Raw genomic sequence first — 12380 nt, 5'->3', positions numbered from 1 at the left:
GTTGTTTGTTTAGTTTGTAATATAAGTGCAGAGTAAGGTTTTTAAGTATTTAAAAATAAACAATTGACTTTTTTCTTAAAATTCAATATGTTCATAAAAACATCTGTTTTTCATAAGTATAATTAACCCGAATCGTTTGTAATGTGGGAAGGAGACTGGAACGTTGAAAACATTAGAACTACAAGAGCGCTTAACGGAGATTTTTCAGCATTTACACGAAAACCCTGAAGTAAGTTGGAAAGAATATGAAACGACAGCGTATATTACTGACTTTTTAAAAGAAGAAGGAATTTCATATAGAACATTTGATGATTGTCCAGGTGTAATTGCTGAGATTGGAGGCGGGAATCCAGTTATTGCGATTCGTGCTGATATGGATGCACTTTGGCAAGAAGTAAATGGAGAATTTAAAGCGAACCATTCATGTGGCCATGATGCTCATATGACCATTGTAATGGGACTTATTTTACAATTGAAAAATATGAGATGGAAAAGTGGTATGGTTAGATTTATTTTTCAGCCGGCAGAAGAGAAGGGGAATGGTGCTTTGAAGATGGTGGAGAAAGGTGCTGTAGATGATGCTGATTTCTTATTTGGCATCCATCTAAGACCAATTGAAGAACTATCTTTGAAACAAGCAGCCCCATCTATTCGCCATGGAGCAGCAGGGTTTTTAGAGGGTATGATTCATGGGGAGGATGCACACGGGGCAAGACCACACCAAGGTGTGAATGCAATTGATGTCATTTCCATGATTAATATCGGTTTGAAAAATATTTGGCTGCCACCGCAAAGTTCTTATTCAGTAAAAATGACGAGATGCCAAGCAGGTGGTGATAATTTAAATATCATTCCAGGAAATGGTCATTTCAGTTTAGATGTAAGAGCTGAGAGTAATATACTATTAGAAGAATTAAAGAAAAAGATTGAGCATGTAATAGAATCAGCTGCATCGATGGGGTCGAAAACTTCATACGAATGGATGGATCTTGCACCAGGAGCAGAGGTTTCCGAAGAAGCAGAGCGCTTTATGCGTAAAGGTATTCTCGAAGTGTATGGGGAAGAGAGATGCACAGGGCCTCTCTATACGACAGGAAGCGATGATTTCCATTACTATACAGTGAAAAGACCACATTTAAAAGCTGTCATGCTTGGACTAGGAGCAGACCTACAACCTGGATTACACCATCCGTATATGAGGTTTGATCATAGTTGTATTATGGATGGGGTAGAAATATTGAAACAAACTGTATTGAAAGTGTTAGAAGACAGGGGCTAAAGAGCTCCTGTTTTTTTGTCGTGAATTGTCGGTAAATCGATATATTGAGAAAATCGTTGATATATTTGAAGTTATGATAGATATATTGAGAAAATCGTTGATATATTTGAAGTTACGATAGATATATTAAGAAAATCGTTAATATAATTTCACGTACCTATTAATTTGATGAAAAATGAGCCTCCAGTACATGGTGTATAATAATAAGTACCATTTTTTAATAGGAGAAAACGAATGAACGAACAATATTACGATGCAGTTTTACATATAAAAACAGTCGGTGAGCAAAAAGGGTTTAACAAATCTATGCATTATCACCGTTATGAACCGACGCCGTATAGCGGATTAGATGAGTTACTGAATCAATATGAAATAAAAAGTAGTGACCGAATTGTAGACTTTGGGTGCGGAAAAGGGCGATTAAACTTTTATATGCATCATAAATGTGGGGCTTCAGCAGTTGGAATTGAAATGAATGAAGAGTTTTATAAAGAAGCGATTGATAATCAAGATCGTTATGCACGAAAGGCAAGAAACAGTAAGGAGAAAATTCAATTCCAATGTTGTTTAGCGCAGGAATATAAGATTGATCCACATGATAATAGGTTTTATTTCTTTAATCCGTTTTCTGTGCAAGTGTTTATGAATGTAGTAAATAACATTTTGCTTTCAGTAGAAAATACGGGGAGAGAAGTGGATATTATTTTATATTATCCTTCTGAGGACTATATTTTCTTCTTAGAAAATCAGACTGCGTTTGAGCTGAAGAAAGAAGTTAGATTGCCAGGTGCTTATGAGAAGAATGGGAATGAGAGGTTTTTAGTTTATACATTAGGGTAATAAAAAAACAGGTGCCAAGGCACCTGTTTTTTATTAGTTACGGATTAAGTAATCAAATGCACCTAAAGCTGCGTTTGCACCTGAACCCATAGAGATGATGATTTGTTTGTACGGATTATTTGTACAGTCACCTGCAGCAAACACTCCTGGTACGTTTGTAGCGCCGTGCTTGTCTGTTACGATTTCACCGCGAACGCGTTCAACTGTTTCGCCTAACCAGTCTGTGTTTGGCACAAGACCGATTTGTACGAATACACCTTGTAATTCAACGTGATGAACTTCTTCAGTTTCACGATCGATGTAAGAAATACCGTTTACTTTATCAGTACCAGTGATTTCTTTCGTTTGAACGTTTTTCAGAACAGTTACGTTTGGTAAGCTGTTAAGACGCTCTTGTAATACAGCATCAGCTTTTAATTCTGGCATGAATTCAAGAACAGTTACGTGCTTAACGATACCTGCTAAGTCGATAGCTGCTTCAATACCAGAGTTACCTCCGCCGATAACTGCTACGTCTTTTCCAGTGAATAATGGACCGTCACAGTGTGGGCAATATGCTACACCTTTATTTTTGAACTCAGCTTCACCTGGTACGCCAACATTACGCCAGCGAGCACCTGTAGAAACGATTACGCTCTTACTTTTCAGAATAGCGCCGTTTTCAAGTTCCACTTCAATAAGTTCTTTTTTCTCTAAACGTTTCGCACGTTGTAGATTCATTACATCGATGTCGTATTCTTTTACGTGTTCTTCAAGGCTTGCTACTAGCTTAGGACCTTCAGTCTTTTTTACGCTGATGAAGTTCTCAATGCCCATAGTATCCATTACTTGACCACCGAAGCGCTCAGCAACGATACCAGTGCGGATGCCTTTACGTGCTGCGTAAATTGCTGCACTTGCACCAGCAGGGCCGCCACCAACAACAAGAACATCGTATGGATCTTTATCAGAAAGCTCTGATGCATCTGGACCGTTACCCATTTTAGCTAAAATTTCTTCAAGTGTCATACGACCGCTTCCGAAAGATTCGCCGTTTAGGTAAACAGTTGGTACTGCCATGATGTCTTTGCTTTCTACTTCCTCTTTGAATGCAGCGCCATCAATCATAGTATGTGTAATACCAGGGTTAAGAACGCTCATTACGTTAAGAGCTTGTACAACATCAGGACAGTTATGACAACTTAGGCTGATATAAGATTCAAAATGATATTCGCCTTGAATGTTTTTAATTTGATCGATTAATTTTTGTTCAACTTTTGGAGCGCGTCCACTTACTTGTAGTAAAGCTAACACTAATGATGTAAATTCGTGTCCTAATGGAATACCAGCGAATACGACACCAGTGTCTTCACCAGGGCGGTTTACGCTAAAGCTTGGTGTTCTCTCTAATTCAACTTTTTCTACTGTAATCTTAGATGACATAGTAGCTAATTCGTCTACTAGAGCTAACATATCTTTAGATACGTTATCGTCTCCTGCGCTTACCTTAAGTAAAATATCGTTCTCCATTAATTGAAGGTATTGGGATAGTTGTGTTTTTATATCTGCATCTAGTATCATTTTGATCGAACTCCTTAGATTTTGCCTACAAGGTCAAGGCTTGGTTTAAGTGTTGCAGAACCCTCTTGCCATTTAGCTGGGCAAACTTCACCTGGGTTGTTACGTACGTATTGAGCAGCTTTAATTTTGTTAACAAGAATGCTTGCGTCACGGCCGATACCGTCAGCATTGATTTCCATAGATTGGATAACGCCGTCTGGATCGATGATGAATGTACCACGAGCAGCAAGACCTTCTTCTTCCATTAAAACGTTGAAGTTTGTAGTGATTGTGCGAGTTGGGTCACCAATCATGATGTACTCGATTTTGCCGATAGTTTCTGAGCTATCATGCCATGCTTTGTGAGTGAAGTGAGTGTCTGTAGATACAGAGTATACTTCAACGCCTAAGTCTTTTAGAGTTGCGTATTGGTTTTGTAAGTCTTCAAGTTCAGTTGGGCAAACGAATGTGAAGTCAGCTGGGTAGAAACAAACTACACTCCATTTTCCTTTTAAACTTTCGTCAGTAACTTGGATAAATTCTCCATTATGGTAAGCATTAGCTTTAAACGGTTTTACTTCTGTGCCGATTAATAACATATTAAAATTCCTCCTAAATGTTGGTTTTGAGCATCAAAAAATAGTGTGCTCATAAAATATATTTTTTAATTAACTATAATAATTCTAATTCGATATTAATTATCATATAGAAGTGGTTATTTTGTCAAGAGAATAAACCAACTTTATACCGATTTAATTAATATTTATTCTCAATTAAGGCTAACAGGGAATGGAAAGGTAACTTTAAGTTTATAAATTTTCAATGATTGTTTGAAAGAGTAGTGTGTATGTTAGAGATATGGTGTAAGTGTAAATTCTTAGGAAGGAAATATTTCTTAGAAGTTATGTATTTGAAAAGGAACTGCTTATTTCTATTTTACAAAGAATTGTGCGATAAATAAAATAAAATGAATCGAAATCTTTTTGAACAATTTTTGTCATCTCAAATATATAATTAGGAAGTATATTACGCTGATAGTTAGAAATATTGACTCAAAGTGCTAACGAGATATAATAAAACCTAGATATACCTTTCAAAAAGAAGAATACATATTTATAGGATGAAAAAATTCAACCTATTATTTTTTATAGCTTTTAGAAAACGCTTACAATTGGTGTGGAGGGGAAACCATGTCTAAGTTCACAAAGTATTTTTTAATGGAAGCTAAAGATGTGATTGCATATGTGAAAGAGAAATTATCTAAGTTTGAACATGCAAAGGGGCTAAAGTGTAAAGAAATAGGTGATGGCAATTTAAATTATGTGTTCCGCGTTTGGGATGAAAAAGAGAACATCTCTGTCATCGTAAAGCAAGCTGGGGATACAGCTCGCATTTCAGATGAGTTTAAGTTGTCGACGAATCGTATTCGCATAGAATCAGATGTTTTGCAGTTAGAGGATGAGTTAGCACCTGGACTTGTTCCTAAGGTGTATTTATTTGATAGTGTGATGAACTGTTGCGTAATGGAAGATTTATCGGATCACACAATATTACGTACAGCACTTATAAATCATCAAATATTTCCGCAGCTTGCTGACGACTTAACTACTTTTATGGTAAATACACTTTTATTAACATCTGATGTTGTAATGAATCATAAAGAGAAGAAGGAACTTGTGAAGAATTATATAAATCCTGAATTATGTGAGATTACAGAGGACCTCGTATATTCAGAACCATTTACAAATCATAATAAGCGTAATGAGTTATTTCCTTTAAATGAGGGATGGATTAGGGAGCATATTTATAGTGATAAAGAGCTTCGTATGGAAGTAGCGAAACGTAAATTTTCTTTTATGACGAATGCACAGGCATTGCTTCATGGTGATTTACATACTGGTTCTGTTTTTGTAAGAGATGATTCTACAAAGGTTATTGATCCTGAGTTTGCTTTTTATGGACCTATGGGATATGACGTTGGGAATGTAATGGCGAATTTAATGTTTGCTTGGGTGAATGCAGATGCAACGATGCCACCTGGAGCTGAGAAAGATACGTATATGGATTGGTTACAAACTACGATGGTAGAGGTAATTGATTTATTTAAGAAGAAGTTTTTAGATGCTTGGGATATTCATGTGACCGAGATTATGGCGAAGGAAGAAGGCTTTAACGAAGTATATTTACAATCTGTATTAGAGGATACAGCTGCAGTGACAGGTCTTGAATTAATCCGCCGTATTGTTGGATTAGCGAAAGTAAAAGATATTACTTGTATTGAGAATGAGGAAGCACGTGCTAGAGCGGAGCGAATTTGTCTTAAAGTAGCGAAGAGTTTTATTTTACGAGCGAATCAATATAGAACAGGTACAAGTTTTGTAGAAACGTTAAAAGAACAGTCAATGCACTACGCGGAGTAAGGGGAGAATATGATGGAAGAGCAATTAATACCAATTCAGTGGAAAGATGATGCTTTAGTTTTGTTAGATCAAACGTTATTACCGAATGAAATTGTCTATGAATCATTTAAAACAGCTGAAAGTGTGTGGGATGCCATTCAAGTAATGAAAGTACGAGGTGCACCAGCGATTGGTGTTTCAGCAGCTTATGGAGTGTATTTAGGGGTAAAGGAATTTGCTGAAAGTACGGAAGAAGGATTTATGGATGAAGTAAGAAAGGTATGTACATACTTGGCGACATCAAGACCGACTGCAGTAAATTTATTTTGGGCACTTGAAAGAATGGAAAGTGTAGCGGCAGATAATATTCATTTATCAATCTTACAGTTGAAAGATAGATTACTAGAAGAGGCAAAAGAAATTCATAGAGAAGATGAAGAAATTAACCGTCAAATTGGAGAACATGCATTAACATTATTCCGTGATGGAATGGGAGTATTAACACATTGTAATGCTGGTGCGTTAGCGACGACTAAGTATGGTACTGCGACGGCTCCAATGTACTTAGCAAAAGAAAAAGGATGGGACTTAAAAATCTTTTCGGATGAAACACGTCCAAGATTACAAGGGTCAACGTTAACGGCATTAGAACTACAGCGAGCGGGAATTGATGTTACTGTCATTACGGATAATATGGCGGCTATGGTCATGTCACAAGGGAAGATTGACGCTGTAATTGTTGGATGCGACCGTGTGGCAGCGAACGGTGATATAGCAAATAAAATTGGAACATTAGGCGTATCTATTTTAGCGAAATACTACAACATTCCGTTTTATGTAGCAGCGCCAACGCCGACAATCGACTTGAAAACACCGACAGGAAAAGAAATTCCCATCGAGGAAAGAGATGCTTCTGAAGTGATTAATCGCTTCGGACAATATTCTGCTCCGAAAGAAAGTAAAGTATATAATCCAGCATTTGATGTTACTCCACATGAAAATGTAACAGCGATTATTACAGAAAAAGGGATTGTAAAGGCACCGTTTACGGAGAATTTAAAAAAGCTATTTCAATAAATAGATAAATATAAAAGTCAGTCATCATAAGCTTCATACTTAGGGGGATGTATATGTTATTACAAAAAGAAAGAGAAGAAATTGTAGCGTATGGAAAGAAAATGATTTCTAGTGGTTTAACAAAGGGGACGGGTGGTAATATTAGTATCTTTAATCGTGAACAAGGTCTTGTTGCGATTAGCCCAAGTGGTTTAGAGTATTATGAAACAAAGCCTGAAGATGTAGTTATATTAAACTTAGATGGTGAAGTAGTAGAAGGAGAGAGAAAACCATCAAGTGAATTAGATATGCACCTTATTTACTATAGGAAGCGTGAAGATATAAATGCGCTTGTGCATACACATTCTCCTTACGCGAAGACGATTGCGTCATTAGGATGGGAGCTTCCGGCTGTGTCATATTTAATTGCTTTTGCAGGTCCGAATGTCCGCTGTGCGCCGTATGAAACATTTGGTACGAAGCAATTAGCAGAGGCTGCTTTTGAAGGCATGATTGATCGTCGTGCTGTGCTACTTGCAAATCACGGTTTAATTGCTGGTGCAAATAATATAAAAATGGCATTTACTGTTGCAGAAGAGATTGAGTTTTGTGCGCAAATTTATTATCAAACGAAAAGCATTGGGGAACCAAAGCTATTGCCAGAAGATGAGATGGAGAATTTGGCGAAGAAGTTTGAAGGGTATGGGCAGCAGTAGAATGAAATAAAAACACCCTCAAGAAAAAATCTTGAGGGTGTTTCTTACGCCTTTTTAAGCAATAAATACATAAAGTAAGGAGCACCAATTAAAGCAACGACAATACCAGCTGGAATACCGTTAGGATCGACGATATTACGTCCGATTGTGTCTGCTAATAACAATAGCCATCCGCCGATTAAAAGGGCGATAGGCATGAAAATTTGATGTCTTGGACCTACTAAAGATTTTGCAATATGAGGAGCCATTAGTCCGATAAAGCTAATTCCTCCTGTTACGGAAACAGCTGCAGCTGCAAGTGCAACAGCTGCAACTAATAAGTACCTACGTTCTTTTTCAATTTCAATTCCAACACCGATTGCGACTGGTTCGTTTAATGCTAAAATGTTTAATCGATTTGCTTTATAGAAAACAAACGGAATTAATACGATTAGCCATGGGAGCATTGCTAAAACGAATATCCAGTCATCTCCCCAAATATTTCCGGCAATCCATTTTGAAATAAAGTCTACTTTCATACGATCCGCGGATGAAATAAGGACAATCATCGTTCCAGATAGTGCAAATGCAAAACCGATACCGGTTAATGTTAATCGGATTGGTTGAAGTCCAGTTGATTTACTATATGAAAATACGTAAATTAGAACAGCTGTCAGAAATGCTCCGATAAATCCAACTACAGGTAGTAAGTAGAGAAATGAACCTACATCTATTGGAAAGTATAAAAAGAAAATAGCAACAGCAACACCGGCCCCAGAGTTAATACCAAGAATACCAGGTTCAGCTAAATCATTTCGAGTAATTCCTTGAAGAATAGCTCCTGATAAAGCGAGAGCCATACCAGCTAATAATGTAATGACAATTCTAGGTAGCCTTAAAGAGTATAAAACAAACTCCTCTTTAAAAGTCCCTTGCCCCATTAATGTTGGGAGTAGTCGATCATAAGATAAAGATGCTGAACCAAGTCCCATTCCAACTACAATGGTTGTGATGATTACTATAAGTAAAGTGAGTATAATGAGACGCTGTTTTCTTAAAATAGATTGCATCATGAGAATGTTTTTCCTCCTTTACGTACAATGAATAGGAAGAATGGTAACCCTACAATCGCGACAATTGCTGCAACTGGTGTTTCGTATGGAGCGTTAATAGTACGTCCGACTGTATCTGCAAGTAGCATAAAGGAAGCTCCAGCAATTGCTGACATCGGTATAACAAATCGGTAATCTGGACCGACAATTGGGCGTACCATGTGAGGTACCATTAAGCCGATAAATGCCATATTTCCAACAAGCGCTACAGATGCACCTGCAAGTAAGATAATAATGATAAATAAAATAGTTTTAATAACAATAATTTTTTGACCTAGTCCAATAGCCACTTCCTCACTGAAACTAAGAACTGTCAATTTTTTTGCTAGTAAGATAGCGATAAAGATACTAATTGAAATGACTGGAATAATAATTTTTAATTGGTTCCAAGTTGTTCCAATTACGCCACCAGCAGTCCAAAGTGATACATCTTGTGAAATTTTAAAGTAAATGCCAATTCCTTCTGAAATTGCGAGTAGAAATGCTGAAACTGCAGCACCCGCTAATACAATTCGAAGAGGAGAAAGGCCGCCTTTTTTCACCATACCAATTCCAAATACCATAATTGCGCCAATTGCAGCACCGATAAAGCAAGCTAATGTTAAGTAAAGATAGCTGATGGAAGGGTTGAAAGCAAGTGTCAGTGCAAGCGCAGCATTTGCTCCACCAGATAGCCCTAATAATCCAGGATCCGCAAGTGGATTTCGTGTTAATCCTTGCATAATTGCTCCAGAAACGGCTAATCCAGCTCCTACAAAAATAGCAGCAACTTCACGTGGTAAACGTATTTCTCGAATAATAGATATTTTGTCTCCTTTAGCGGAGGAAGTGAGTGCTGACCATACATCTTTTATCGAAGTATCGGCAGCACCTAATACCATTGCAACCATAAAAATAAGAAAGAATGCAATTAAGCTTAAAATTAGTTTGTATGTAAAAGCTATAGAACGTGGATTGTCATGATCTTTTGTCATTCGTTTCACATCTTTTCTGTTCATAGAATAAAGGAAGAGGAATTCTTAAATTAAGAATTCCTCATGTTTGTATTATTTACCAAGAAAGCTCTTCTTGAAGAAGTCTAGTTGGAAATCTAATGTAAGTGGATCATTGAAATAGAATTCCATCATGTTTGCTTCATATACGCGATTATTTTTTACTGCTGGGATGTTTTTATATGATTCTGTCTCTTGGAATGAGTTATCAGTATCTTTATTTTTACTTACAATTAAGTAATCACCAGCAAATTCAGGTAATACCTCAGTAGATAATGCGTAGTAACCTTCTTTTAATGCTTTTTCTTTTACTTTTTCAGGCATTTTTAATTTCATTTCTTGGTACAGAATTTCTGTTCCACGGCCCCAGTTCTCGCCGTATACATAAAGCTGTTTGTTGAAGTTTTCTACAACAGAAACTGTAGCATCTTCACCGATTTTTGCTTTAATTTCTTTACCAGCTTCTTGTGCACGTTTCTTGAAGTCATCAACCCAAGTTTTTGCTTCTTTTTCTTTGTTTAATAACTTACCGATTTCTAAATGCTGTGTTAAGTAATCAACTTTTCCGTAAGTGTATGTTACAGTAGGCGCGATTTTCTTTAACTTATCGACATTTTTAATATTTGATAAACCGATGATTAAATCTGGATTTAGTTCAGCGATTTTTTCAACATTTTCATCTGATACTTCAGCAACATCTTTAAGTTTGCTATCAAAACGTGGGTTTTGTTTAGACCATGAATCTACCCCAACAAGATTTACACCTAATGACATTACGTTACCAGCGAATGATGATAATACAACAACGCGTTTTGGATTTGCAGGAACTTCTACTTTACCATTTTCAGATTGGTATGTAATTGTTTCTGATTTGCTACCTTTTGCATCGTCCTTTTTGTCTGTAGAGCTATTGCTACAAGCGCTCATAACAAGAACGAAAAGGACTGTTAGTGAAATAAATAACTTTTTCATCGTCTTTCTCCTTTAACATAGATGATATGTGTATACAATAATTTGTTTAACTGTAATCTTTTTGAAATAGTAGTGGTAATGCAAAATAATTTATTAAAAATCTTGAATATGAGATTTTATAATATAGTAATAACCATATTAATGAAAGAAGATGTAATCTCAAATTTGCTAATTATTAACAAAATGATAATGATTATCACTATTGATTCTTTAAATAATATAATTTTATATAGGTGTATTGTCAATAGTAATTTTGATTGTAAATTTTGCGGAAACAGGTTATATTTTATTGAGAATGATAATCAATGATTAGTAGCTGAGGAGTGAGCACGAATGAATCGAGAAGAATTGTTTGATGTAACCGTGATAGGCGGAGGACCTGCAGGGCTTTATTCAGCTTTTTATAGTGGACTCAGAGAAATGAAAACGAAAATAATAGAATTTCAACCACATTTAGGTGGAAAAATACATGTGTATCCGGAAAAAATGATTTGGGATGTAGGAGGACTATTACCAGTTACAGGTGATAAGTTAATTGAACAACTTGTACAGCAAGGGTTAACATTTAAGCCAGAAGTTGTATTAGATACAAAAGTGGAATCAATTATTCGTAATCAAGATGGTACTTTTACATTAAAAACAAGTACTGGGGAAGAACACTTTTCAAAAACAGTTATCGTCGCAACAGGAAGTGGTATATTGAAACCGCAAAAGTTATCTATTGAGGGTGCTGAGCGATTTGAAGTATCAAATTTAAATTATACAGTTAAATCTTTAAAGCGTTTTAAAGGTAAAACAGTTATTATTTCCGGTGGAGGCAATTCTGCTGTTGATTGGGCAAATGAATTAGAACCAATTGCGAAAAAAGTGTATGTAACCTATAGAAAAGAAGAATTATCTGGTCATGAAGCACAAGTAAAACAACTTATGAACAGCTCAGCGGAGTGTTTCTTTAATACATCGATTACAAAATTAATTGCTGGTGATAATCATGAAGTGATCGAATATGTAGAATTAACAAATCATGAAACAGGTGAGGTTTCTCATTTTCCTATTGATGAAGTTATTATTAATCATGGATATGAACGCGACATTACATTATTAGAAAATAGTGAGTTAGACGTTGCAATTATAGATAATTATTATATTGCAGGTAATGCAAATAGTGAGTCTTCAGTAGATGGATTATATGCTGCTGGAGATATTTTAAAGCACGAAGGGAAACTACACTTAATTGCAGGTGCATTCCAAGATGCTGGAAATGCTGTGAATAAAGCAAAACAATTTATCCAACCAGATGCAAGTGAGTATGGAATGGTTTCTTCTCATAATGAAGTATTTAAGAAGAGAAATCGCGAACTGATTAAGCAGATGATGAAATAATAAGGAACAAGTATACCCCCACGTATTTCTCTATTCCAATGGATGAGAGATGTACGTGGGGGTTTTCCTGTTTACTATATTTTCTATCATTATAATGACACCGGTTTCATCAG

At 36.2% G+C, this 12380-nt stretch carries 11 protein-coding genes; 6 read left to right on the top strand and 5 right to left on the bottom strand.

Annotated features, from left to right (window positions below):
• Window positions 1–163 precede the first annotated feature (163 nt).
• Together AB6801_RS22315 and AB6801_RS22310 are read left to right on the top strand one after the other, a co-directional pair.
• Window positions 164–1279 carry a M20 peptidase aminoacylase family protein gene (locus AB6801_RS22315; protein WP_000853511.1) on the top strand — a complete coding sequence of 372 codons (1116 nt, stop codon included), beginning with the start codon at window positions 164–166 and terminating at the stop codon, window positions 1277–1279.
• A gap of 234 nt (window positions 1280–1513) precedes the next feature.
• On the top strand, window positions 1514–2119 hold the full coding sequence (locus AB6801_RS22310) for an SAM-dependent methyltransferase (RefSeq protein WP_097999056.1): 606 nt from the start codon (window positions 1514–1516) through the stop codon (window positions 2117–2119).
• Between the two features lie 33 nt (window positions 2120–2152).
• On the opposite strand, the gene ahpF is transcribed toward AB6801_RS22310, so the two are convergent.
• Both ahpF and ahpC read right to left on the bottom strand, forming a co-directional pair.
• Window positions 2153–3679 (bottom strand): alkyl hydroperoxide reductase subunit F, encoded by a 1527-nt coding sequence (gene ahpF / locus AB6801_RS22305; RefSeq protein WP_000599501.1) that lies wholly within the window; start codon window positions 3677–3679, stop codon window positions 2153–2155.
• 14 nt (window positions 3680–3693) lie between these two features.
• Window positions 3694–4257, bottom strand: coding sequence for an alkyl hydroperoxide reductase subunit C (ahpC, locus tag AB6801_RS22300; RefSeq protein WP_000924420.1), 564 nt, complete (start codon window positions 4255–4257; stop codon window positions 3694–3696).
• 591 nt (window positions 4258–4848) lie between these two features.
• Here ahpC and mtnK point away from each other — a divergent pair.
• Genes mtnK through AB6801_RS22285 form a run of 3 tightly spaced genes read left to right on the top strand, consistent with a single transcriptional unit; the run spans window position 4849 to window position 7829 of the window.
• Window positions 4849–6078: an S-methyl-5-thioribose kinase gene (mtnK, locus tag AB6801_RS22295; RefSeq protein ID WP_000033217.1), complete on the top strand. Its 1230-nt coding sequence runs from the start codon at window positions 4849–4851 to the stop codon at window positions 6076–6078.
• A 9-nt stretch (window positions 6079–6087) separates the two neighbouring features.
• A complete protein-coding gene (gene mtnA, locus AB6801_RS22290) occupies window positions 6088–7134 on the top strand; it encodes an S-methyl-5-thioribose-1-phosphate isomerase (protein ID WP_033690097.1) in 1047 nt (348 codons plus the stop codon).
• A 53-nt stretch (window positions 7135–7187) separates the two neighbouring features.
• The gene (locus AB6801_RS22285) at window positions 7188–7829 is read left to right on the top strand and encodes an L-fuculose-phosphate aldolase (RefSeq protein ID WP_000926557.1); all 642 of its coding nucleotides are present in this window, start codon (window positions 7188–7190) and stop codon (window positions 7827–7829) included.
• Window positions 7830–7873: 44 nt separating this feature from the next.
• Here AB6801_RS22285 and AB6801_RS22280 read toward each other — a convergent pair whose 3' ends face one another.
• Genes AB6801_RS22280 through AB6801_RS22270 form a run of 3 tightly spaced genes read right to left on the bottom strand, consistent with a single transcriptional unit; the run spans window position 7874 to window position 10884 of the window.
• Window positions 7874–8881 carry a FecCD family ABC transporter permease gene (locus AB6801_RS22280; RefSeq protein ID WP_000983759.1) on the bottom strand — a complete coding sequence of 336 codons (1008 nt, stop codon included), beginning with the start codon at window positions 8879–8881 and terminating at the stop codon, window positions 7874–7876.
• Window positions 8878–9918: a FecCD family ABC transporter permease gene (locus AB6801_RS22275; protein WP_141530503.1), complete on the bottom strand. Its 1041-nt coding sequence runs from the start codon at window positions 9916–9918 to the stop codon at window positions 8878–8880. Before AB6801_RS22275 ends, AB6801_RS22280 begins: the two co-directional genes overlap by 4 nt.
• A gap of 48 nt (window positions 9919–9966) precedes the next feature.
• Window positions 9967–10884, bottom strand: a complete 918-nt coding sequence (locus AB6801_RS22270) for an iron-hydroxamate ABC transporter substrate-binding protein (protein ID WP_000732594.1) — start codon at window positions 10882–10884, stop codon at window positions 9967–9969.
• 333 nt (window positions 10885–11217) lie between these two features.
• On the opposite strand from AB6801_RS22270, the gene AB6801_RS22265 reads away from it, so the two are divergent.
• Complete coding sequence (locus AB6801_RS22265; RefSeq protein ID WP_097999055.1) at window positions 11218–12267, top strand: NAD(P)/FAD-dependent oxidoreductase; 1050 nt, start codon at window positions 11218–11220, stop codon at window positions 12265–12267.
• Window positions 12268–12380: the final 113 nt, after the last annotated feature.

The sequence above is a fragment of the Bacillus sp. RCC_6_1 genome, from assembly GCF_041360755.1.
Taxonomy (GTDB): domain Bacteria; phylum Bacillota; class Bacilli; order Bacillales; family Bacillaceae_G; genus Bacillus_A; species Bacillus_A cereus.
This window is presented reverse-complemented; position numbering and strand designations above follow the sequence as displayed.

What these genes read in the sequence shown, in the direction of transcription:
- AB6801_RS22310 (WP_097999056.1), top strand. Translation starts at nt 1,514, where the DNA reads ATGAACGAACAATATTACGATGCAGTTTTACATATAAAAACAGTCGGT.
- ahpF (WP_000599501.1), bottom strand. Translation starts at nt 3,679, where the DNA reads ATGATACTAGATGCAGATATAAAAACACAACTATCCCAATACCTTCAA.
- ahpC (WP_000924420.1), bottom strand. Translation starts at nt 4,257, where the DNA reads ATGTTATTAATCGGCACAGAAGTAAAACCGTTTAAAGCTAATGCTTAC.
- mtnK (WP_000033217.1), top strand. Translation starts at nt 4,849, where the DNA reads ATGTCTAAGTTCACAAAGTATTTTTTAATGGAAGCTAAAGATGTGATT.
- mtnA (WP_033690097.1), top strand. Translation starts at nt 6,088, where the DNA reads ATGATGGAAGAGCAATTAATACCAATTCAGTGGAAAGATGATGCTTTA.
- AB6801_RS22285 (WP_000926557.1), top strand. Translation starts at nt 7,188, where the DNA reads ATGTTATTACAAAAAGAAAGAGAAGAAATTGTAGCGTATGGAAAGAAA.
- AB6801_RS22280 (WP_000983759.1), bottom strand. Translation starts at nt 8,881, where the DNA reads ATGATGCAATCTATTTTAAGAAAACAGCGTCTCATTATACTCACTTTA.
- AB6801_RS22275 (WP_141530503.1), bottom strand. Translation starts at nt 9,918, where the DNA reads ATGAACAGAAAAGATGTGAAACGAATGACAAAAGATCATGACAATCCA.
- AB6801_RS22270 (WP_000732594.1), bottom strand. Translation starts at nt 10,884, where the DNA reads ATGAAAAAGTTATTTATTTCACTAACAGTCCTTTTCGTTCTTGTTATG.
- AB6801_RS22265 (WP_097999055.1), top strand. Translation starts at nt 11,218, where the DNA reads ATGAATCGAGAAGAATTGTTTGATGTAACCGTGATAGGCGGAGGACCT.